This is a genomic window from Paenibacillus sp. 453mf, from assembly GCF_900116105.1.
Lineage (GTDB): Bacteria > Bacillota > Bacilli > Paenibacillales > Paenibacillaceae > Paenibacillus > Paenibacillus provencensis.
Genome location: NZ_FPAC01000004.1, coordinates 206874 through 229857, shown reverse-complemented (window position 1 = coordinate 229857; position 22984 = coordinate 206874). Strand labels below are relative to the sequence as shown.

Genomic DNA, 22984 nt, shown 5'->3' with positions numbered 1-22984 from the left:
CATCCTGAAAATAAGAGATACAAACACAAAAATAAGTACAGATAAGGAGGGCATGCAGCGCAGGAAAGTGGTACAATACATAGAAATGAACTGAAGCCATGTCATACAGAGAAATGCTGCGTAAGTGAATCAATTTCATAATATCCTGAGCTGCTATAGTTTCGAATTCATCAGCTTAATGAGTTATGAAGTTGATTCAAGTACATGCCCTTGCGCGTACCAAATTCAAGCGGAGTGTGGAGAGAATGGAACCAGTAGAGACATCAAGAAGTGGAAATGTCCCTGTTGTGGGAATGGAGGATATCGTCAGAGCACACCATGTGCTGAGGGAGGTTATCATACGTACGCCACTCCAGCGTGACGCTGTGTTATCTGCGAAATACAATTGCGAAGTTTACTTAAAGAGAGAAGATTTGCAAGTCGTTCGTTCATTTAAAATCCGGGGTGCTTACAATATGATCCGGAGCTTGTCCCAAGAGGAAAGAGAACGAGGAATTGTATGTGCGAGTGCTGGGAACCATGCGCAAGGTGTTGCTTTTTCGTGTAATGCCTTGGGGATTCGGGGCAAAATTTTTATGCCAAGCACGACACCAAACCAGAAGGTCAAGCAGGTAAGACGTTTTGGTGGAAGCAACGTGGAGGTCGTGCTTACAGGCGACACGTACGATGATTCCTATGAAGCAGCGATGCGTGTATGCAAGGAGCAGGAGCTTACATTTATTCATCCTTTTGATCAGCCGAAGATTATTGCAGGCAATGGAACAATTGGTATGGAGATCATGGAGGACCTGGACGCTCCAGCAGATTATGTGTTTGTTACGATTGGCGGCGGTGGACTCGCGGCTGGTGTAGGCGCGTATATCAAAACGGTTCATCCGGAAACGAAGGTTATTGGCGTAGAGCCATTAGGCGCAGCTTCCATGACAGAGGCCATGGAACAGAAGCAGGTCGTTACACTACAGCAGATTGATAAATTTGTGGATGGTGCAGCGGTCAAACGTGTAGGTGATCTCACCTACGATATTTGCAAGAACGCACTGGATGATATTATCAAGGTGCCAGAGGGCAAGGCATGTACGACGATTCTTGAATTGTACAACGAAAACGCCATTGTTGTTGAACCGGCAGGTTCATTGTCCGTTGCTGCGCTGGCACAGTATAAAGATCAAATTCAAGGCAAGAAGGTCGTCTGCATCATCAGTGGGGGCAATAATGATATTGACCGGATGCAGGAGATTAAGGAACGTTCACTGATGTATGAAGGGCTGAAGCATTATTTCATGATTAACTTCCCGCAGCGTGCTGGTGCACTCCGTGAATTTTTGGAGGATGTGCTGGGTCCAAACGATGATATTGCCCGGTTTGAATATACGAAGAAGAATGACAAAGAGAACGGCCCGGCCCTGGTCGGCATCGAGCTGATGTACACTGAGGATTACGAGCCGCTGATCGAGCGAATGAATCGAAAGAATATTCAATACACCGAGCTGAACAAGGATCTCAATCTATTTAATCTCTTGATCTGATATGAATTTATACGATATAAAAAGAGCCTCGCTTATGAACATAAGCGGGGCTTCTTGCTGTACATTAGCATTTTATTCGTTCGTTCCGACATGCTGATCCAGCCAATCATTCACCTCAGAGGTTTGCTTGAACTGATGATTCTCCAGTACGTCAACGAACTGCTGCAGCAGCTCATGCAGCTGACTGTTGTTATCATTCGGAAGTCCGGCAATAAACGTATACGCTTTTTTGGCATTGGGCCTGATCACTCCATTGTCCTGAAAGAGAGGGGTATTATTCATCCCGTAAAAAATAACGTGTTTGTACAAATCGAATTGACCTTCAACCTGCTGTGTGCGATTAGAGTTCGGATAGCTGTTAACAAATCCTTCGAGCAGTAATGCGCGATTTACAAGCTCCTGATACCCGATCGCAAGTGCGGCATCCTTACCCAGCTGTTTGCGGGACAGCTCTGACTGGATGCTGATGTAGGCAGAAATATCCTCTTTGACATCCTCCTTGTAGCGTTCAAAAGCAGAATAATCCATCGTCAGGAAATACATGCCTTCAGCGGTAATGACCTTGTATCCGTAATTTTTGGCTTGTGTAAGCAGTTTTTTTACTTTTTGAGTTTTGGCCTTTTGGATTAGCTGGTTCATCGTGTAATTTTCTTTGAATATAGTTTGCAGCTCCTCTTGAACATCCTGTGGATACAATTTCTCATCAATGGCCGGCATAGCTTTGACTCGTGCATTCTCTAGATAGAGCACCATGAGTGTCGCATGATGGGGAGCTGCACTCGATATATTTTCATTCAGATAAGCAGCAGCGTCCGGCAAGCCGTTCGGCTGTTTAAGCAAAGCTCTAAACTTGTTCAGGATAATGGATGATTCCGATGAAACCGCCGCAGCGGCGGCAGGAGCTGATGTATTCGCTTGGGCTGAATTCTGGGCGAAGGCGGGGCTCCATCCCGCAGGAAGCAGCAGTGCAGCACTGCTTAACACAGCCATCCATCTTACGGTGGATTTCCGGTTGTTCTTAAGCCGAAGTATCGTGTTCTTCATCATATACCCTCCTAAGATTCATGAATAATTTTTCTCAGCAAGTCTTATCTAAACTATTTACCCTAATTATCTGTATCCTATCTTCCCTAGTTAATTCGATGTGGATCTGCCAATTCGGTTCATTCGGTGCAGTGAGCAAGCCGGCATCCTGTTTTCTAAAAAATAATTTTCTTTTGTCTTGTAAATATGGAACATTATCCCACCCTTCTGCGTTATAAGATTGCTGACGTGAAATGAGCTGCTTAAGTTGCAAATGGATCTGAAGTTTTAGGTAATTCAATTTGATGCTGGAGGAAATATTGATGAAAAAATGGGTATCCTCGGTTGTGATTGCTGCACTGGTATTCGCGGGCGCTGGTCATGCTCCTGGTATGTTAAACGCAGCGACCACCATCCAAATTTATATTGATAATGAAAGACTCCCTTCTCCCCAAGCTCCTGTGATGAAGGGCAATCGGGTTCTTGTTCCGCTGCGCTCGATATTTGAAGGGCTCGATGCGAATGTATTATGGAACAATAAAACGAAGACGGTTACAGCTACAAAAGGTGACCAGACAGTCTCCATGACGATCGGATCAAGCTATGCCACGATAAGTGGAAGCAGGGTCACGCTCGATGTTCCAGCGTCAATCATCAAAGGCAGCACGATGGTGCCGATCCGGTTCGTGACGGAGGCGCTTGGTGAGGAAGTGCTGTGGAGCTCCAGTGCCAAACGTGTAGATATTATAACGAGCAGCAATGATCTGACTTCTTCCACTGTAACAACCAAGGTAGGTACTCAGTATGGGGATGCAAGAGATATCAGCGTGGAGTTTACCCCTTCGCAGAATGAAGGAGGCGTGCATGAATATCGGGTCATGCTGGTCAAAGCCTCAAATGCAGGAAGCTTTAATCTGAATGCAGCCAAAAATGTATCTTACACGAGCTATACTCCGGTATCCAGAACGAATGGCAAGCTAAGCACGACACTGAAAGAGAACGCACTGGATGCAGCAGGTCAGAAAATACAGTCCGGTACAGCTTACAAGGTATATGTACTGACTGTGGGGAACGATGCGTCGGATTTTGCTTATGTGTTGTCCTCGGCGAAAGATTCGATTACGATGAATGCCAAGCCGGCAGTGGCTGCAGCCTCTGAAGTTAAGATTCGAGATATTGCGAATAATGGGGACGGAAGAGATATGGAAGTCAGCTTCAAGCAGCCGGGTACGACATCCGATATTACAAATTACCGTATCTTTGTCGTTAAGCAAAAGGATGCTTCATCCTTTGATGTGACCGCAGCCAGCAGAGCAGCGAACAGCTACTCTACACCCGTGAATAAGTCGAGCTCCTCAACGATAACGACGATGTTGTCGTCAGGCTCGCGTGATTCTTCAGGTGAAGTTATCAAGAACGGAATACCGTATGTCGTTTTCATCTATTCGACCAGCTCCAATACCAACAATAAGCAGCACAAGCTGTCTAGTTCATCTTCTGCGATTACACTCGACAGTGCTACACTGACGGCTCCATCCATTACTGCTGTTCAGGATGTTAATGATTATGGAAATGGCCGGGATGTTCAAGTCTCCTTCAATAAAGCAGGCAATGAAGCCAAGGTCGGTTTTTACAGAATATACGTCGTCAGAAATGCCCAGGCATCCTCTTTTAATATGACTGAAGCGAATAAGCTGGGCTCAGACCGTTACTACGATATCTCCAAGACAGGTAAAAATATCACCACCACCTTGCCTGAAAAACTGAAGGATACCAGCGGCAACACAATCCGTGAAGGAGAGGCTTATCGTGTCTTTGTCGCATCCATGGGCAATCAGCAGGGAGGATACTCCAATCTTCTCTCTGGTGCCTCGGTCCAATTTACTCTTGTGAACAATTCCGTAACAAAGCCGATCAGCGGACTTGTAGTGAGTGATATTCAGGACTATGGGGATGGCCGTGACCTCAGAGTGACGTTCAATCCATCATCGAATGAAGCAAATGTGGATCATTATCGCGTATTTGTCGTGAAATCGGGGAATGCAGGGGGCTTTGATGTATCAAAAGCGAACAGCATGAACAGCTCAAGATACACGCGTGTGAACAAATCAGGAGGGAATTTGTCCGTCACACTGTCTGCCGATATGAGAGATACCGATGGATCTGCAATTCGGAGCGGTGTAAGCTACCGCGTATTTGTTCTTACGGTAAGCAACAGAGGCGACAGCAGGCTGAACTCTCTATCTGGTGCTTCACCTGTTATTCAGCTGTCGGCCAGCAGTGCTCAGCCAGCTTCCACGGTAGAGGCGGTAGTGAACGGGAATCACGGAGATGGACGCGATGTCACCGTGAAATTCAAGAAGGCTGCGGATGAAACAGGGCTGTCCCGTTATCTTGTCATGGTTGTGCGGGCTGATGAAGCGAGCAGGTTTGATCTGTCATGGGCGAATCGGGTGGATTCAGGAAATTATACAGCAGTGGCGAAGAAAGGATCGGATCTGTCTCAGGTGCTGAACGAGAACACCAAGGACGTCAGAGGAGACCGAATTGTTCCAGGAACAAATTATAAGGTGTTTGTATTGTCGCTCGCAGATGGTAAGGTCCGCTCTGTAAATGCATTGTCACAGGCCTCTAACTCATTTGTGATCAACAAGGCGCCTGTCGCAGTAGATGCTGCCGTCATAACCAAGGTGGAGATCAAGCAGGCCGAGAATCCAGCCATACAAGTGGATTTCAACCGAGCTGGCAATGAGGCTGGATTGTCCTTCTATGCAGTCATTGCGGTGAAGGCAGCTAATGCAGAACAGTTTACCTTGGAACAGGCAAGTGCCTTGCCTAGGAATCAATATACTACGGTATCCAAAACAGGAAACAGCCTGAGTGCGTTGCTGGATACCTATGCCCTTGATGCGGATGGCAGTACTTTAAAAGCCGGGGTTGCCTACCGGATATTTGTATTATCTGTAGCCGATGGAGAGTCAGCCACGGTGAACAGCCTGTCGAGGGCAAGTGACACGATTGTAATGGAGGAATTGCCTGCTGCCTCTGCACCGCAAACGCAGAGCCCTTCAGGAAATCAATGAGAAGAACCGTATGCTGAGACAACTAATGTCCACTATAATCGTCTTAAGGTATGAACGAATATAGAAAGAACAAGAAGCTTGGGTTGCTTATACAGCGATCCCGAGCTTCTTTTTTGCATGAGAATAGTAGACCCTGAAGTGTCCGAAATGGCTGAGGATACTCCAGGGTCTATATTGTATGGATTAGGATTGTTATTTTCTTCCAAAGATCGGTTTAACCAGCACAAGTCCGACGGCGCCGATGATGATGAGGGCGATCGCAGACAGCTGGATGGCGGGAAGCATATTGCCGAATACGTAGCCGAGCAGCAAGATGATCACAACGACGATGAGGTAATTAACGACGGACTTGAGATTAAATCCAGCGCGTTTCGGAGACCGAGGGGTCTCTTCATCCTCAGGTGCATTATTGAAGGATAGGAGAATTTGAATCAACACAATCGCTCCACCGGCGATGAGGGCTAATGTAAACAGGCTGATGCTCGTATACGGTGATGGATCTTGGCCCGCCCACGACGTAACCTGCCCGATGAGGCCCATTAGCAGAAATACCATGGATACAGCAGCCCACGCAATCATGAGATTGAATTTGATTCCTTTGGTGTTATCTGTATTTGCATTTTTATTCTGATTCGAATCATTAGTTGAGACATTGGAAGAATTTTTCGAATTCTTTGTCGATGTTAACGCATATTTCTTCTCTGCTTCTTTAATATAGGAATTCGGTTTCCCGCCGAATAATTGATTCAGATCTGTACCCTTACGCTGTGCTTCTAGGATTTCCTGTCCCATGCGAAGCAGCAGCTCCTCCAGCTCAAACTCAGGAATGCGTGAATTCCTGGCCTGATTCTCAATCAATGCGTAGAACTCCCTGGAAGGGGATGTCATCTGGCCAATGACCGTGGTTTGCCGATTCTTGATCAGCATGATTTGTTTGCTGCGATTCATTACTGTATTGTCCACTCCTCTGCCCTATGTCCGTGCATAATATGAATAAAGTATACGGGAGTAAGGTGGAATTAGCAAAGTTAGCCGTAAGCTTATTCTTTATAAAACAGCTGAGTATGATGAACGGCTACATATATAATGGCTGCGAGAACGGCAAGGCATAGGAATACACTTCCCAGGTGATGCTGAAGCCAGTGAAACATGAGATTCATGTGATATCTTCCTTTCCTATATTCTTCAATTGCTGCTTGTTATTATTCTTTATTATTGCCTGGATTAATCCATTCCATGAAGTTTGTGATGCAAATCCGTAGGTCCGAGAGGGAGTGTATAGCCGGTTATCTCCTGTCGCACACTATGTTGTGTGCTTAAACTAAGAGCAGTACGCATATAAGGGAGGATTTCGATTATGACACAGAATGATGCGACAAGACAGTATCTGTTAAACAGCCAGTCAAGGGGAGTCAAGGATGAGGTTGTGAAGGCAGAACATATTGAAGAAACAACCAGTTATAATGAGGAATTTGCGTGGGCTCATGAGGTGAGCCGTTCTGCAGAGAACCAGCGGGTGAAGGGAGCAGCTCAGATCAGTACCGAGATTGCGAATGTGGCGCCCGTCTATCGGACAATAGCTGATACAGAATTTGGAACGGAAGATGAGGGAACGATACCTCGTGGTGAGGCAGATGCGGAGCCTGTGGAATGGAAGGGCAAATCAGAAACCCATGCGATGTTTCGACGCAGTTATGAATAGGGAATAGATTCGATTGACTTTCAGTAAAGAATGGTGCTACACTAATTTCATCTAATTCACATTAAACTTATCGGAATTAATTGAAATATAATTTGAATATCCATTCAGGTGTTATTTTTTACTGGGAGGCAGTCATATGGAACGACATATTGGGATCAAGCATGGGAAAGAGGAAATAGCAGCAACGATCCACTATCCGGTTGTAAGCGAGATATCAGAAGGCAAGAAGCCAGCTCGAGTACCGCTGATCATTATTTGCCATGGGTTTGTAGGCAATCGCATTGGTGTTGACCGTTTGTTTGTCAAAACGGCGAGAGAATTAGCGGAGGATGGGAATCTGGTACTCCGGTTTGACTATATCGGCTGCGGAGAGAGTACAGGTGAATATGGCGCCGAGGGACTGCAGTCGATGATTAATCAGACGAAGAGTGTGCTCGACTATGCTATTGACTGCTGTGATGTTGATCCTCAGCAGGTGACGCTGCTCGGTCACAGCCTGGGAGGAGCTACGGCACTGCATACTGCGGTAAGAGACAAACGAGTAACCAAGCTTGTCCTGTGGTCTGCTGTAGGGTATCCCTTTAATGACATAATAAAAATTACAGGTCGTGACAAATACGATACCTCTGTCAAAGAGGGTGCTGCAGATTATTTAGGCTATCGCTTTACTCCAACATACTTCGAATCGCTCGCAGATTTTCAGCCGTTTCAGGAGGCGCTCAAGTTCTCAGGCGATGTGCTGGTCATCCACGGAACGAGCGATGATACAATCCCGGTGGACTACGCCTTTTTATATCAGAAGGTATTCTGGATGCGCAGCGAGGGACGCTGCGATAAGGATATTATTTTTCAAGGTGACCATACCTTTTCATCAGGACCGGAACGTGAGCAGCTAATCAAACGTACCCGTGCGTGGTTAACAGAGCAGCGTACTGCTAATCAGGACTGGCAGCACTGGATGATCTGATGGGAGAAATAAATGTTTCAGTAACTTTATTTCATTCACCTCTAGATGTAAAATAAACACATACACCCATTCTACCTGTGTCTGGAGGCTTGGCAGCGATGACTTTACCTGCATTGTTTATTGCGCACGGTTCACCTACCCTCGTAATAGAGGACAACAATTATACAGCGTTCTTGAGAGAGCTTGGTGCCAGCTTACCGGTTCCGAAAGGTATTGCCTTATTTTCCGCTCATTATGATGAGCCGGTGCAGTCACTGTCTGCGGATGAATTTCATACGACGATGCATGATTTTTATGGATTTCCTGAAGAGATGTACAAGATTGAGTATCCTGCCCCGGGAGATCCCGAGCTGTCCATGCGGATTGGCCAATTGATGTCAGAGCACAATCTTTCGTACAAGCTCGTTACAGGAAGAGGGCTTGATCACGGCGCCTGGGTCATTCTGCGGCATATGTATCCGGAAGCGAATATTCCGGTAGTCAGCTTGTCTGTCGATTCCATGCGATCGGAGCAGGAGCAGTATCGCATCGGCTGTATGCTGGAGCCTTTAAGGCACGAGGATATATTAGTGATTGGCAGCGGCGGGCTGGTACATAATTTGAGAAAGCTTAGTCCGGGTTCAGAACCCGCAGCCTGGGCTGCCGAGTTCGATGAATGGCTCACTTCGAAGCTGCAGGAGTGGAATCTTAGAGATCTCTATGATTACGAGAAAAAAGCCCCGAATGCCCAAGATGCGGTGCCATCGTATGCTTCAGAGCATTTTGCACCCTTATTCTATGCAATGGGAGCAGCAGACAAGGAACGCAGTGCACAGAAGTTGTTTCAAGCCTATCAGTACGGCAGTCTTAGTCTGAATTGCTGGCAGTTCGGTTAACTTATAACGAAGTTAAAGGCATCCCTATCGGAAGAGTGGATCTTCTACAGGGGATGCCTTTTATTGTATACGAGCTTCTCGCAGATCTTAAGATTTAAGTTCGAAGAACTCACAGTCCTGCCTTTGATGATAGGCAATATCGCTGACGCTGGATTGAATGACAATCGTCATATCATCATAGCGAATAATAACGCCGCCGGAGTCGATTTGCTGGTTATCTCTAAAAACGCGAATGCGTCTCTTGCGAGTCATGGCTTCTTCAAAGTCAAGGTTGGTTGTTAAACGGCGAGTCGTAGCCAAGGGGTTGTCACACCTCCATCCTCTTGGATTAAATGCCCCTAGAAGTGGGCTGTGATGAGAGTATACCATGGAAGCACTTCGGGATGAATGGATATAGAAAAAAAGCACCCCACCAGCCTTGGACTACGGCATTTTCACCTGTCGATTTTTCGATTGCTCCTGTCAGGAATCCTGTAGCGTCAAAACCCCCGCCAGTCAGCTTCTGCCAGCCGTGAGTCATCCAGTCATATCCGAGATACACCCGGAGCACGGTCAGCAGCCACATTGCAACCTTGTTCTCTCTCAGCCATGTTGTAAACATATAAACCACTCCATCCTGATTTTTTGTGAGGAATCTGTATGATTCCCCTTGCCTGAAGATAATTAGTGAATTATCAAGATAGATTGAGCGAGAGAAGTTGAAGCCTTTATCTTTGTACACCTCTTTTGCTCATTCTATCTTAGGATTTTGCATAATTCGGCTTTCTTTAGTTAAGAGGTATATATCCAGCTGAATTGAACCGTTCCAATCTGGATATAGCCGATTGATTGTTCTTTTGGGATTTATGCATATCAACTATACATTTCTGGCAGGAAATCAAAGACATTCGGCCTATATTTATGATTAAATGATAGAAAAGAACTCAAGATGCTACAATTCCCTGACGATGAAGGAGGTACACACTTACGTGAAAATAGCAGAAAAATGGAAGCCCTTGTTATACATTCTATTCATACTCGTCCTGCTTACGACCGCTTGCTCAGCCAATTCCACACCAGAAGCCGGGCCGTCAGAGCCGGTAGTTGAGATACCGAGCCCCTATGAGGAAATGACAGAAGAGCCTGGGGTCGAGTCTGAGTCTGAGCTTGCCTATGTCGCGCCTTTAACGGGTATCCGATCTGCTGTACCGGTTGATCAAAGACCTCTTGCCGTAATGATCAATAATGCCCCGGCAGCAAGACCCCAATCCGGGCTTAGTCAAGCAGATCATATATATGAAGTGCTGGCTGAGGGAGGAATTACCCGGCTGATTGCGATCTTCCAAAGCGAAGGAGCTGCAGAAACCTTAGGTCCGATCCGCAGTATTCGCCCTTACCTCATCGAGCTTGGCGAGAGCTATGGAGGTATATTGGCGCATGCGGGAGGGAGCCCTGCTGCCTACTCGATACTGCAAAATGAAGGGAAGCCGTATCTTGACGAAATCTCTAATGGCGGACCTTATTATTTCCGCAGCAGTGACCGTAAAGCACCGCACAATCTGTATTCCTCTGTAGATCAGCTTAGAGAGGGTGCCGAGAACCGAGGATATTCAGCGGAGAACAGTGCACCTGAATATTCATATATGGAGCAAGGAGCTGAGGTGAGCGGAGAAGAGGCCAGCTCATTTGATATTTATTATCTGAGCGACAGCTATACGGTAAGCTACGAGTATGACAGTACAGTGCAGCAGTATTTAAGAAGTGTGAATGCTACTCCGGATCTGGATGCGAATGATGGAACGCGTCTAGCCGCTTCCAATATTATTGTGCTGTCGACCTCGCATCAGGTGCTTGACGATGTGGGCAGACTCGCACTTGATCTGTCATCGGGCGGTGAGGCGATGCTGTTCCAGCAAGGTCAGCTTATCCGCGCAGAGTGGAGGAAATCCTCAGGAGACATCATTCGGTTCTATAAAGATGAGAAGGAGCTGCCGCTTGTTCCGGGAAAAAACTTCTTCAGCATCGTGCCGGAATCTCCAGCACTTGAAGAGCATATTACATTTCATTAAACACATAGCCAGATGAACATCGCTTTTACAAGCCATGATCATCTGGCTATTTTTTGTGAATCCACGGAAATATCGAGTCCAGATATATACTCCATATTAATGATGACAATGTCAAAGAGAGAAGAAAATTGAATGATTTTATTGAAAAATGAAGAATTTTACATTTTCTTTACCGTGAGGTAACAGACAGATCGCACAGCAATGGTAAAATTGTCGAAGTTCATTTCATGTGATGACAGAGAGGAAGCGAGAAGTATGAGGATGAAAGGCCGTTCAATTCAAGTGGCGGCCTTGGCTTTTGCTGTAATAGCTTCAGCAGGCTGTTCTGCACAGCCGGTCAAGGAGACAGGAAGTGAGCTTCAGGCCTCTGCATCGACAGGGGTCAAGACAGCAGCGAAGGAAGAGCTAATACTGGCCGTCGGTGGTGAGCCGGATACAGGATTTGACCCGGTAACAGGCTGGGGACGGTATGGTTCACCCTTGTTCCAGAGCACACTGCTCAAACGTAACAGTGAGATGGAGATCGTAAGCGATTTGGCTGCAAGCTATGAGACAAGCGCGGACGGGCTGATTTGGACCGTCAAGCTGAGAGAGGATGCCCAGTTCAGCGACGGAGAAGTGCTTACAGCGGATGATGTTGTGTTTACATATGAAACGGCGAAGGACAGCAGCTCGGTTGTTGATCTGACTAATCTGGCTTCTATAACAGCCCTGGATGACTATACGGTGGAGCTCACACTCAAGCAGCCGCAATCGACATTTGTCTATGTCCTGGCGACACTCGGCATCGTCCCTAAACATGCATACGGGGATAATTACGCACAGAACCCCGTTGGCTCGGGTCCGTTCAAGTTTGTCCAGTGGGATAAAGGGCAGCAGCTGATCGTCGAGCGGAACGATCTTTATTATGGAGAGAAGTCCAGTTTCTCTAAGCTGACCTTCCTCTTCCTGGAGGAGGATGCTGCCTTCGCCGCAGCGAAAGCAGGTACGGTTGATGTTGCATTTGTAACACCCGCATTCAGCACGCAGCAAGTGGCAGGGATGAGGCTGGAATCTTTGCAGTCCGTGGACAACCGGGGCATTATGTTCCCGTATGTGCCTGAAGAAGGCCGCACAACCGAAGAAGGCTACCCGATCGGCAACGATGTCACTGCGGATATTTCTATTCGAAAGGCGATAAATGTCGGCATTGACCGTGATGCACTTGTAGAAGGCATTTTGGAAGGAGAAGGAACACCGGCCTATTCGATCAGCGATAACCTGCCGTGGTGGAATTCAGATACTGTATTCGAAGATGGCAGCATAGAGCAGGCGAAGGACATTTTGGCCGAAGGCGGATGGACAGATTCCAATGGAGATGGGACAGTGGACAAGAATGGCCTTGAAGCGGAATTTACGCTGATCTACTCCTCCGGGGATTCTACGAGACAGTCTCTTGCCATCGCGGCCGCCGACATGGCCAAGCCATTAGGGATTGGCATTATAGTAGAAGGAAAAAGCTGGGACGAGATTGACAAGCTGATGTTCTCAAACGCTGTTCTACTCGGGTTCGGAAGCAATGATCCGCTGGAAATGTACAATGTGTACAGCAGCAAATTTGCAGGAATGGAATATTACAACCCGGGTTATTACAATAACCCGCAAGTCGATGACTATATGGAAGCAGCGCTTGCAGCTGTGGACGAAGATGAAGCAATGGAGCTGTGGAAGAAAGCACAGTGGGATGGCACAACAGGCCTAAGTATATCAGGTGACGCGCCGTGGGCCTGGCTCGTGAACCTGAATCACTTGTACCTTGTGAACGACAAGCTGGATATTGGGGAGCAGCAAATTCACCCGCATGGTCACGGCTGGCCGATTACGGCCAATATTGAAGAATGGGAATGGAAGGAATAGCAGATGGCGACGGTGACCGTTAAATTTGTGGTACGGCAGTTCTTTAAGCTTATCCTCTTGCTTGCAGCCGTAAGCGTCATTACTTTCATATTAATCAGCCATTCCCCCATTGATCCGACGCAGGCTTATATTGGAGCAGATATGCTCCGTGTTAGTAGCGAGCAGCGTGCAGCGATTGCTGAATACTGGGGGCTGAATGACCCTCCTGTAGAGCGGTTTCTAGCATGGGGCCATGCGCTTGTACAAGGCGACTTGGGGACTTCAATGATTCACCGTGAACCCGTAATGGATGTCATCGCTGACCGGTTTAAGAGCTCTCTGGCGCTTATGCTTGCAGCTTGGGTGCTGTCCGGAATTATCGGGTTTGCAGCGGGGGCTCTGGCAGCGATGAAGCAGGGAACCTGGATTGACCGCATCATCAAGTGGTATTGCTATGGCCTCTCCTCTACACCGACGTTCTGGGCGGGTCTGCTGCTGCTCATTTTGTTTACGGTATGGATTCCAGTCTTTCCAGTTGGTCTTGGTGTTCCTGCAGGTGTTGAAGCGGCAGAGGTTACCTGGCTGGACCGGGTGCGCCATATGATCCTGCCCGCAATCACACTCAGCATTGTCGGGATATCGAATATTGCTCTGCATACCCGAGAGAAGCTGGTCGAGGTGCTGGAAAGTGAATATGTACTGTTTGCGAAGGCAAGAGGAGAGGAAGGCTTCGTCTTGTTCCGCCGGCATGGCCTTCGCAACATTCTCCTGCCCGCGGTAACGCTGCAGTTCGCCTCCTTCAGCGAGCTGTTTGGCGGCGCGGTATTGGTCGAGCAGGTATTTTCCTACCCCGGACTGGGACAAGCGACGGTGGAAGCGAGCACGCGCGGCGATGTTCCGTTATTGATGGGCATTGTGCTATTCAGCACGCTGTTCGTCTTCACAGGCAATCTCATATCCGAGCTCGTTTACCGCTGGATTGACCCGCGGATCAGGGAGGGACAATCGATATGATGACCATACTGAATCGCAGAACGAGAACGCTGATCTATTCGGCCATTGCGTTTGTTCTGCTGGTTATTCCGATACTGCTTGCTCTCTTGCAGAGCAGCTCGCTGCTGGAGACTCATTTGACCGAGCGGAATCAGGCTCCATCTCTTGCACATCCGTTCGGAACAGACTGGCTCGGGCGCGATATGCTCGCTAGAACGATGAAAGGGCTTGTCCTAAGTCTTGGCGTCGGCTTAACGGCGGCACTGGCAAGCGGAATGATTGCCGCTGTGCTTGGACTAATGGCCGCTTCCCTTGGCAGAACCGTCGACCGGATCATTACGTGGCTGATTGACCTGTTCCTGAGTGTACCTCATCTGGTTCTGCTTATACTGGTCGCGTTTGTCATGGGCGGCGGCGTCAAGGGAGTCATTATTGCCGTGGGCCTGACTCATTGGCCGAGCCTTGCCCGTCTAATTCGTGCGGAAATGATGTATTTGCAAACAAGCGAGTTCGTGCTTGTATCCGAGCAGATGGGCAGATCCAAATGGTGGATTGCGACAAGGCATCTGCTGCCGCATCTACTGCCCCAGTTTATTGTTGGGACGCTGCTGCTATTCCCGCACGCCATTCTGCATGAGGCATCTATTACTTTCCTCGGCATGGGCCTCTCACCACATCAGCCGGCAATCGGTATCATTTTGTCGGAATCGATGAGGTACTTGTCCACAGGCATGTGGTGGCTGGCGTTTTTCCCGGGACTATGCCTGCTCATTGTCGTGCGTGCTTTTGATGTGCTGGCTGAGAACCTGCATGCGCTGATCAGTCCGCATCGTTCGCAGGAGTAGAAGGGAGAACCCATGACAACATCTTTATTGGAAATCGATGATTTGAATATTTCATTTACCCGGTATGACAAGGGTCTGAGGCAGATGGATAGATCGGTAATCCGCAGCTTATCCTTGACCGTACATCCCGGCGAGATTGTTGCCGTCGTTGGAGCAAGCGGTTCAGGCAAAAGCCTGCTGGCTCACGCCATACTTGGCATTCTGCCGAGCAATGCAAAATGGAGTGGGAATCTGATCTTCGATGGTCAGCCCCTAACTCCGAAATTGATGAAGAAGCTGAGAGGCAGAGAAATCGCACTTGTCCCACAATCCGTTGACTTTCTTGATCCGTTAATGAGAGTTGGCATGCAGGTCAGGCAAGCCGTACGGGTCGGAGACCCTGTCGAAGAGCAGATTAAAGCCTTTCAAAAAATGAGGCTCGGTCCGAAGGCTGCGAAGCGGTACCCATTTCAGCTGTCTGGTGGGATGGCCCGGCGTGTGCTTGTATCCATTGCATCGGTCAGCGGCGCCAGACTGCTCATTGCCGATGAGCCCACGCCGGGGCTGGATGAGGCGGTCGTACAGGAGACGCTGAATATGTTCAGGCAGTTCGCGGATACGGGAACTGCTGTTATTTTTATCACGCATGATTTGGAAGCGGCTATGTCCATCGCAGACCGGGTAGCTGTCTTCTATTCCGGGACGATACTGGAAATGGCAGAGGCTGCTGATTTTACAGGGAAGGGCGAGCGTCTCCGTCATCCGTATTCACAGGCATTATGGCAGGCACTGCCTCAGAATGATTTTGCGGTGCCTGATGTGGTTGATCATGCCATGGCAGCCGCGGCAAGAGAAGAAGAGAAGCCGATATGACAACTGCCGAGGCAAGTCAGATGAGGGCGAACATTACCCAAGGGAAGGTGAGAAGCCCTTATGGAGCTTGAAGCTCACAACGTAAGCAAGCGGTATGGCAGGGAGCAGTGGCTGTTCCGTGAAGCAAATATGCAGGTAAAACAAGGGGAGGCCGTAGGATTGTTAGGACCGAGCGGCTGTGGGAAATCCACCTTATGCCGGATTATGTCAGGCTATGACAAGGAATTTGAGGGCAAGGTGCTGTTGGACGGTCAACCGCTGCCCAGCATTGGTTACAGACCGATCCAGCTGATATTCCAGCATCCTGAACGGGCTGTAAATCCACGATGGAAGGTGCGCCAGATATTGAACGAGGGCTGGGAGCCGGACGAGGAGCTGCTTGCAGCCCTCGATATTCATCCAGATTGGCTGGAGAGGTGGCCGGCTGAGCTCTCGGGCGGAGAGCTGCAACGAATCTGCATTGCCCGCGCTTTGGCGCCAGAGACCAGGTTTTTCATAGCAGATGAGATGACAACGATGCTCGATGCCATTACACAGGCCCGAATATGGAAGGCGGTGCTTGACTTGGCAGAGAAGCGGGAGATGGGGCTTGTGATTGTCAGCCATGACCATCATCTCTTGAATCGAATCTGTACAAGGGTGATCGATTTTACAACCTATCAAAAATAAGAATCGGCGGTGAGCTGAGATGAAGAAATGGATGAGAGCAGCAGCAATTGCCGCAGCTTACACCCTTCTGGCCGGACATACATCCTGTGAAGACATCAAGCCGCGTCCGGGTCAAACGGTGAAGCCGGATGAATCCGAAGCAATTCAGGGAAACGCCGCACAGGCTGAAATTGCAGAAACAGTAGAAGGGAAGGACCAGCAGAACTTTATGGCTTAGCCTATGGAGGCTGACATTCCGCTTGAGGCCTTCCAAGTGATTAATAGAGGAGCGTGTCTATACGATGGAAGTCGTTATGCATGAAGGCTATCACGGGATACTGACCAGCCACCATCATAACCGGAAACAAAACGGCGGGAGATACATACCGTTAGGAGGCCCAGACCCGGATGAGGACGACAGCTATGATTCCCGGGACTCGGAGCAGCGGCAGCAGAGAAAAGAACGTGCAAATACGCGTCATAAGCTCATTTCGGCATTCGTGGTTATCGCCGGTTTAACGGCCTATGTCATTTGGGAGTTCAGTCAGCTATGAACACAGTGCAGCTGAGAAATGCGTACATATGGTTTCTGCCGCTGTCTGTTGGGCTCGCTTTGCTCGTCTCGTATATCCCGATGCTGGACGATGTCGCGGGCTTTCCGCCCGCATTCTATGCAATGCTGCTTGGAGGCGGCGTTATTGCTTACCGCGCACTTCTGGCTGTGCTGGATACCCACAGGCTGACCGCAGGCACCCTGGTCGTGATTACGATGGCCGGCTGTGCCTACCTCGGATTTTACAAAGCTGCCGCGCTTGTGGCGCTGATGATGCTCATTGGCGAGCTGCTTGAGGAAATTACGCTGCACCGGACCCGGCAGTCGTTTGAGGAGCTGCTAGCTCTTGTGCCAGAGGAAGCCTCTGTGTGGCGAGGCGGAGCATGGATCCGGGTGTCTACCTCGGAGCTTGTCCCTGATGACCGGGTGTTAGTGAGGCCGGGAGAACGCATACCTGCCGATGGAACCGTTACGAGAGGCTCTGCTTCCATCAGTGAAGCCGCACTGACGGGAGAGCCGATGCCGCAGGACAAAGCCGCTGGCAGCCAGGTATACCAAGGCACGGTTGCCGAGTTTGGCTCGATTGAGATCAAGGTGGCAAAAACCGGAGAAGAAACAACGATGGGCCGAATTATTGCCTCAGTGCTGGATGCACAGGAAACGAAGGGCCCCATGCAAAGGCTCGCAGACCGGATTGCCGGCTATTTTACACCGATTATTCTAGGAACGGCCGCAATAACCTGGCTGTTCACGGACGATCTGGTACGTACGATGACCGTGCTGGTTATCGCCTGTCCCTGTGCGCTTGTGCTCGCTACGCCTACCGCCGTCGTTGCCAGTGTAGGCAACGTTGCCAAGCGTGGTGTGCTCGTAAAGGGCGGACGCGCCATGGAGGCATTGTCCCGGGTTGATCTGGTCTGCTTCGACAAGACCGGCACGCTAACCCAAGGCAAGCCGGTGCTGAAGCAAATTTTATCATTTGGAAAGATCACGGAAGCAGAGCTGCTATGTTATGCGGAAGGGGCAGAACGATATTCCGAGCATCCGATTGGGCTCGCGATAAGGGAATACGCTGCTGAGAGCGGATTAACGCTTGCAGAGGAGCCGAGGGACTTCAAGCAGGAAGTCGGCATGGGTGTCAGCGCAATCGTGTCCGGGAAGCGGGTTCGAGTGGGGAATGAGCGTCTCATGGAGCAGTGGGCCAATGGTGCCGACGCAGAGGCGGCTGTGCAGTTTCTGGCACAGCATCCGCACGAAACCGTCCTGCTCATTATAGTAGAAGAAGAACTGGCGGGAGGTCTCATTATCGGGGATAAAGTCCGGGATGAGGCGGATCAGGCACTTGCCCGAATTCGACAGCTCGGTATTTCGCGGATCGTGCTTCTAACCGGTGATAGTGAAGGAGCAGCCGCATCACTTCAGCGGGAGCTGAAGCTGGACGATGTTCACGCCAGACTGCTTCCTCACGACAAGCTGGCTGTCATTCGCCGCTATCAGCGCGAGGGTTTTGTTGTAGCCATGGTCGGTGAAGGCATTAATGATGCACCTGCCCTTGCGGCAGCCGATGTAGGCATTGCCATGGGAGCGGCAGGGACAGATCTGGCGATCCAGTCCTCACAGGTGGCCTTGATGGGTGACCGGCTTGAGAAGCTGCCGGAGGTCATGCAAATTAGCCGTTCAACGATGTTCATCGTAAGGCAGAACATCTGGATCTTTGCTGTGGCATTTAATGTCATTGGTATTCTCCTGGCAGCCTCGGGGTGGATCGATCCGGTTATGGGAGCAGCGATCCATAATGTTGCGTCGTTATTTGTAGTGATGAATTCGGCGAGATTGATTCGCAAGAAAGCTTCGGTTTCAAGACGCAGCTTGAAGATGCGAATTCAAGACGCGAATTCATGACGCAGCTTCATTACAAGTAAAATTAATTTTGGCATATATGCAGCCTTTGGCTTGAGTTCATGGCGTAGTCACCGCCGAATTTAAGCAAAGGCTTTTTTTTGTGCATATGGCAGAGTTAGAGCATATCGATGATCATCTGGCTATGTTTCTCTTTACAGATGTAATGGTTATATCTAGGAATATCGAGGATAAGCATGGAAGTTCTGTGAGTGATCTGGATAATAGAGGCTCTACCAGGTCACTCTACATAAAGATGGAAATTGATAATGATGAAAAGTGTTCGTTTTTTGTGTAAACGCGGTGTAAAGTATGATAAGATATCAAATGTTGTCATTTCATTTCATTACATTACATTTCACGCAATTTTTCTGTGAAGGGGATATAAGAATGGCTTTGAAGAAGAAGAAGGATATATTTTTTGAGTCACTGGAAAGCATGGCGGACACGGTTGTACAAGCTGCGGATTATTTTGCCCAGCATGCCGGAAGCCTGAACAACATGGTCGAATTTACGAATCAAATGAAGAAGTATGAGACCGAGTGCGATAACTACACACATACAATTATCAAAGAGCTGAACAAGACGTTTATTACACCTATCGAACGTGACGATATCATGGCGCTCGCTACGACGCTTGATGATGTACTGGACGGTATTGAAGCAACCGCATCCCGTTTCTACATGTACAATCTGACAGATCCGGATGAATATATTGTACAGTTTGCTGAAATTATCCGCGAGTCTGCCTACGAAATTCAAAAAGCTGTACATTTGCTCTCCCAGAAAAAGCTGCTCGCCATCCGCGAGTACACGATTCGTTTGAACGATCTAGAGAATCAAGGGGACGAGCTTCTTCGTATTTGCATCAAGAACCTGTTCGACACAGTAACGGATCCCATTGAGCTGATTAAACGCAAAGAAACCTACGAGCGTCTTGAGACGACAACCGATGCTTGCGAGCATGTTGCAAACCGTCTTGAATCGATCATCATGCGGAACTCGTAAGGAGCACATCGATTATGGAAATGGAAACTACTATATGGGTATTAGGGATTGTCATCTTCCTGGCGCTGGCCTTCGATTTCATTAACGGGTTCCACGATACGGCGAATGCCATTGCAACATCGGTATCGACGAGAGCCCTGACACCGCGCCGAGCTATTATTCTTGCAGCCAGCATGAACTTTCTGGGTGCACTGATGTTTACAGGGGTTGCGAAAACGATCGGGGGCAGTGTCGCTGACCCCACGAAGCTGGATAACGGGATCAATATCGTGATTGCGACGCTTATTGCAGCGATTGCCTGGAACCTGATCACCTGGTGGTTCGGGCTCCCGTCTTCTTCATCCCATGCACTGATTGGTGCGCTTGCGGGTGCCGTATTTATCGGTGAAAGAAGCGAGCTGAATTGGGCAGGGTTTGCTGATATTGTAAAAGGCTTGATCTTCTCTCCAATCATTGCCTTCGTCATTGGTTATGTCGTGATGACCTTACTGAAATGGATCTTTGCCAAGCGCAGTCCACATACGGTCAACAAAGGTTTTCGGACCATGCAGATCTTTACAGCTGCACTCCAATCCTTCACACACGGTACGAACGATGCACAGAAAGCGATGGGGATTATTACTTTCGCTCTCGTTGCAGCGAAAGTGCAGGATACAATGGACGTTCCGCTGTGGGTCAAAATCGCGGCAGCTACAGCGATGGCGGCAGGTACGGCAGTCGGCGGATGGAAAATTATCAAGACAATGGGTACAAAAATATTCAAGATTGAACCAATCAACGGCTTTGCAGCGGATTTCTCAGCAGCATCCGTCATCTTCGGCGCAACGCTGCTGCACCTTCCGGTCAGCACCACGCATGCAATCACATCTGCAATCCTTGGTGTAGGTTCGGCTAAACGTTTCAAATCGGTGAAATGGTCGCTAGCAGGACGCATCATAGTAACCTGGTTTATTACCATTCCGATTTCCGGTTTTCTTGCCGGCCTTATTATGTGGATATTTTTCTAAGCTCTTAATTTCAAAAATAGATGTAGAATGAACAGAACCCGGACGATCGCGAAGCTGTGGATTCATTTTCGCGTTTTTGCCGGGTTTTTCATTCGTTTCATGTGGAAAATGTTTATAACTCTGTGAATATGGGGACATCTAAGAATAACAAATCTCATATAAAAAGTTATCCACTTGTGGATAGATAAATCAGCTGAAATCATACAGTCCGTGCTTACCTCTCGTTCACGATTTGTGAATGAACAAAAGATGAGGAAGCAGGGCTTTTTTGTTCCGTGATGTCGGTGATATGTATGGAAAGGCGTGGTGCACGATTATTCGGACGATGGCAATAACCCATGATCATAAAGTGGTCAAAGAGTTACATCTGCTTGATATAAGTCTTGATGATTATGATTTTGTATGGACGGATTTCAGTGCCCCGACAGAACAGGAGTCACAGCTGCTGCATAAGTATTTTCAATTTCATCCGCTGGCAATTGAAGATTGCCTGCATGTGCTTCAGCGCCCTAAGCTGGATTACTATGAAGATATTCAATTCATGGTGCTTCATGCGATCCGCCAGGAAGAGGAGAAGCCGCATGAGGTAGATCTGTTTCTTGGTCCCAAGCTGCTGGTCTCCTATCATCATGAGCCGCTTGACGAACTGGATCAGGCCTGGGAGCGTATCGGTGGCGAGGCCGAGAGGCGTACCATTTGGAGCAGAGCTCCGATTGCGGCAGCATATACAGTGATGGATAAGCTGGTCGATGGTTACTTTCCGGTCTTGTTTGCAATTGAGGATGAGCTGGCTGAACTGGAAGGAAGGAGCGGCAATGCACCGACGGAGGAGCTGGTTAATCAAGTGTTTCTCATTCGAAGCAAGCTGTTGCATTTGCGCAAAACGATCGTGCCGATGAGGGATCTCTTGTATCGAATCATCAACTCGCAGCATATACAGGGTCAGAGCCGAAGTGATCATAAGCTGTATTTTATCAATATTTATGACCATTTGCTAAAGCTGACAGATATGCTTGAAGCAGACCGGGAAATGACGGCAGACCTGCGGGACAGCTACATTTCGCTGAATTCGGATCGAATGAACAGCATTATGAAGACGCTCACGGTAATAACGACCTTGTTCATGCCCCTTACGCTGATTGCCGGCATCTATGGGATGAATTTTCATCATATGCCAGAGCTCAGTTATCGCTATGGATACACTGCGGTCATCGTGGGGATGATCCTGCTGGGCTGCGGAATGATGATCTGGTTTAAGAAACGGGGCTGGTTTAAGTAAGGCATATGTTTCAAAAAAACAGAAGCACCCTCCATCAGCCATCATTCTACGGAGGGTGCTTTATGCGGAGTCCAGCATAAGCAAGGGTAGCTTATCTCCTTCTCTTTTTGGAGGATGAGGGAGAGTAAGGCTTGGAAGATGAAGTTTTGCGGCGTTTTTTGCCCGTGGATCTTGATTTCTTGCGTTTACGCTTCTTTCTTGGGCGGTAGTAAGTCTCCTCGTATGTGGGTGATGTGGACTCTGCTGCTTTATTGGCTGCTGCTGCGGCTCCAAAGGGGAGCAATCCTACAAACAGCTTCATCATCGGGGCCATCTGCTGCACTCCGTTGACGACCTGCTGTACCTTGCCCATTCCATTGACGATCCCGTCAATGCCGCCGATCCGGTCAAACAGACCTTTTAGACTACTCAAGTTATTGCCGATTCCGCCTAAATTGCCGAGCAGACCTCCAGTGGCGGCCGCTGCTCCGGTATCAGCAGCCTGCTGTACAACCTGGTTCGCAGGATAGACGGGAGTGGGAGTAATCTGCTGAGGTATCGCTTGAGGAACCTGCGGCTGAGTTGGTACTAATGCATTGGTTTGTGCAGTATGGTCCGGCGCAGGGGGCTGATTATAGTGTGGAATCCCAGGATATGGTGAATACTGATTAGGGTCCGTGAATGCCCGAGCTTGCCGGCTGCGTCTTCTGTAGTGTTGTTGAGACATCGGTTGATCACATTCCTTTGCACATGGTTTAGTATAGTGTATGTTGATGAGGTCCTCCGCGTTTAAAAAAATGCGAGATTTTCCGGGATATTGGC

21 protein-coding genes and 1 pseudogene are annotated in these 22984 nt (G+C 48.6%); 17 read left to right on the top strand and 5 right to left on the bottom strand.

Annotation, left to right across the window (positions count from 1 at the left end):
• The first annotated feature begins 245 nt into the window (after positions 1–245).
• On the top strand, positions 246–1526 hold the full coding sequence (gene ilvA / locus BM415_RS18500) for a threonine ammonia-lyase IlvA (protein WP_091160546.1): 1281 nt from the start codon (positions 246–248) through the stop codon (positions 1524–1526).
• Between the two features lie 72 nt (positions 1527–1598).
• On the opposite strand, the gene BM415_RS18495 is transcribed toward ilvA, so the two are convergent.
• Positions 1599–2573 (bottom strand): hypothetical protein, encoded by a 975-nt coding sequence (locus BM415_RS18495; RefSeq protein WP_139237019.1) that lies wholly within the window; start codon positions 2571–2573, stop codon positions 1599–1601.
• 299 nt (positions 2574–2872) lie between these two features.
• Here BM415_RS18495 and BM415_RS18490 point away from each other — a divergent pair, with 299 nt between their 5' ends.
• Entirely contained in the window at positions 2873–5632 is a 2760-nt protein-coding gene (locus BM415_RS18490; RefSeq protein ID WP_170862552.1) for a copper amine oxidase N-terminal domain-containing protein, read from the top strand.
• A gap of 192 nt (positions 5633–5824) precedes the next feature.
• Here the strand turns inward: BM415_RS18490 and BM415_RS18485 are convergent, their stop codons facing one another.
• Positions 5825–6580 (bottom strand): DUF1129 family protein, encoded by a 756-nt coding sequence (locus BM415_RS18485; protein ID WP_091160541.1) that lies wholly within the window; start codon positions 6578–6580, stop codon positions 5825–5827.
• A 409-nt stretch (positions 6581–6989) separates the two neighbouring features.
• On the opposite strand from BM415_RS18485, the gene BM415_RS18480 reads away from it, so the two are divergent.
• From BM415_RS18480 to BM415_RS18470, 3 genes are all read left to right on the top strand, one after another.
• Entirely contained in the window at positions 6990–7334 is a 345-nt protein-coding gene (locus BM415_RS18480; protein ID WP_091160539.1) for a hypothetical protein, read from the top strand.
• A 136-nt stretch (positions 7335–7470) separates the two neighbouring features.
• Positions 7471–8301, top strand: a complete 831-nt coding sequence (locus BM415_RS18475) for an alpha/beta hydrolase (protein WP_091160538.1) — start codon at positions 7471–7473, stop codon at positions 8299–8301.
• Between the two features lie 98 nt (positions 8302–8399).
• The gene (locus BM415_RS18470) at positions 8400–9176 is read left to right on the top strand and encodes a DODA-type extradiol aromatic ring-opening family dioxygenase (protein ID WP_091160536.1); all 777 of its coding nucleotides are present in this window, start codon (positions 8400–8402) and stop codon (positions 9174–9176) included.
• Positions 9177–9263: 87 nt separating this feature from the next.
• Here the strand turns inward: BM415_RS18470 and BM415_RS18465 are convergent, their stop codons facing one another.
• Both BM415_RS18465 and BM415_RS18460 read right to left on the bottom strand, forming a co-directional pair.
• Entirely contained in the window at positions 9264–9476 is a 213-nt protein-coding gene (locus BM415_RS18465) for a hypothetical protein (RefSeq protein WP_091160534.1), read from the bottom strand.
• A gap of 100 nt (positions 9477–9576) precedes the next feature.
• A pseudogene (locus BM415_RS18460) lies at positions 9577–9777 on the bottom strand (Crp/Fnr family transcriptional regulator); the annotation flags it as partial.
• Positions 9778–10144: 367 nt separating this feature from the next.
• Between BM415_RS18460 and BM415_RS18455 the strand changes: the two are divergent.
• The 12 genes from BM415_RS18455 to corA all read left to right on the top strand — a co-directional run bounded on the left by BM415_RS18455 (position 10145) and on the right by corA (position 22183).
• Complete coding sequence (locus BM415_RS18455) at positions 10145–11224, top strand: DUF3048 domain-containing protein (RefSeq protein ID WP_244533581.1); 1080 nt, start codon at positions 10145–10147, stop codon at positions 11222–11224.
• Between the two features lie 255 nt (positions 11225–11479).
• Positions 11480–13120, top strand: a complete 1641-nt coding sequence (locus BM415_RS18450) for an ABC transporter substrate-binding protein (protein WP_091160533.1) — start codon at positions 11480–11482, stop codon at positions 13118–13120.
• A gap of 3 nt (positions 13121–13123) precedes the next feature.
• On the top strand, positions 13124–14113 hold the full coding sequence (locus BM415_RS18445) for an ABC transporter permease (protein WP_091160531.1): 990 nt from the start codon (positions 13124–13126) through the stop codon (positions 14111–14113).
• On the top strand, positions 14110–14937 hold the full coding sequence (locus BM415_RS18440; RefSeq protein ID WP_091160529.1) for an ABC transporter permease: 828 nt from the start codon (positions 14110–14112) through the stop codon (positions 14935–14937). The genes BM415_RS18445 and BM415_RS18440 overlap by 4 nt, the downstream gene beginning before the upstream one ends.
• A 12-nt stretch (positions 14938–14949) precedes the next feature.
• On the top strand, positions 14950–15789 hold the full coding sequence (locus tag BM415_RS18435; protein ID WP_091160528.1) for an ATP-binding cassette domain-containing protein: 840 nt from the start codon (positions 14950–14952) through the stop codon (positions 15787–15789).
• 60 nt (positions 15790–15849) lie between these two features.
• Positions 15850–16458 (top strand): ABC transporter ATP-binding protein, encoded by a 609-nt coding sequence (locus BM415_RS18430; RefSeq protein ID WP_091160526.1) that lies wholly within the window; start codon positions 15850–15852, stop codon positions 16456–16458.
• Between the two features lie 19 nt (positions 16459–16477).
• Positions 16478–16675, top strand: coding sequence for a hypothetical protein (locus BM415_RS18425; RefSeq protein WP_091160524.1), 198 nt, complete (start codon positions 16478–16480; stop codon positions 16673–16675).
• A gap of 64 nt (positions 16676–16739) precedes the next feature.
• Positions 16740–16991 (top strand): hypothetical protein, encoded by a 252-nt coding sequence (locus BM415_RS18420; RefSeq protein WP_091160523.1) that lies wholly within the window; start codon positions 16740–16742, stop codon positions 16989–16991.
• On the top strand, positions 16988–18892 hold the full coding sequence (locus BM415_RS18415) for a heavy metal translocating P-type ATPase (protein ID WP_091160521.1): 1905 nt from the start codon (positions 16988–16990) through the stop codon (positions 18890–18892). Before BM415_RS18420 ends, BM415_RS18415 begins: the two co-directional genes overlap by 4 nt.
• 387 nt (positions 18893–19279) lie before the next feature.
• A complete protein-coding gene (locus tag BM415_RS18410; RefSeq protein WP_091160519.1) occupies positions 19280–19897 on the top strand; it encodes a DUF47 domain-containing protein in 618 nt (205 codons plus the stop codon).
• 20 nt (positions 19898–19917) lie between these two features.
• Positions 19918–20904, top strand: coding sequence for an inorganic phosphate transporter (locus tag BM415_RS18405; protein ID WP_091160625.1), 987 nt, complete (start codon positions 19918–19920; stop codon positions 20902–20904).
• A 313-nt stretch (positions 20905–21217) separates the two neighbouring features.
• The gene (corA, locus tag BM415_RS18400; RefSeq protein ID WP_091160624.1) at positions 21218–22183 is read left to right on the top strand and encodes a magnesium/cobalt transporter CorA; all 966 of its coding nucleotides are present in this window, start codon (positions 21218–21220) and stop codon (positions 22181–22183) included.
• 91 nt (positions 22184–22274) lie between these two features.
• On the opposite strand, the gene BM415_RS18395 is transcribed toward corA, so the two are convergent.
• Positions 22275–22889 (bottom strand): hypothetical protein, encoded by a 615-nt coding sequence (locus BM415_RS18395; RefSeq protein WP_091160518.1) that lies wholly within the window; start codon positions 22887–22889, stop codon positions 22275–22277.
• Positions 22890–22984: the final 95 nt, after the last annotated feature.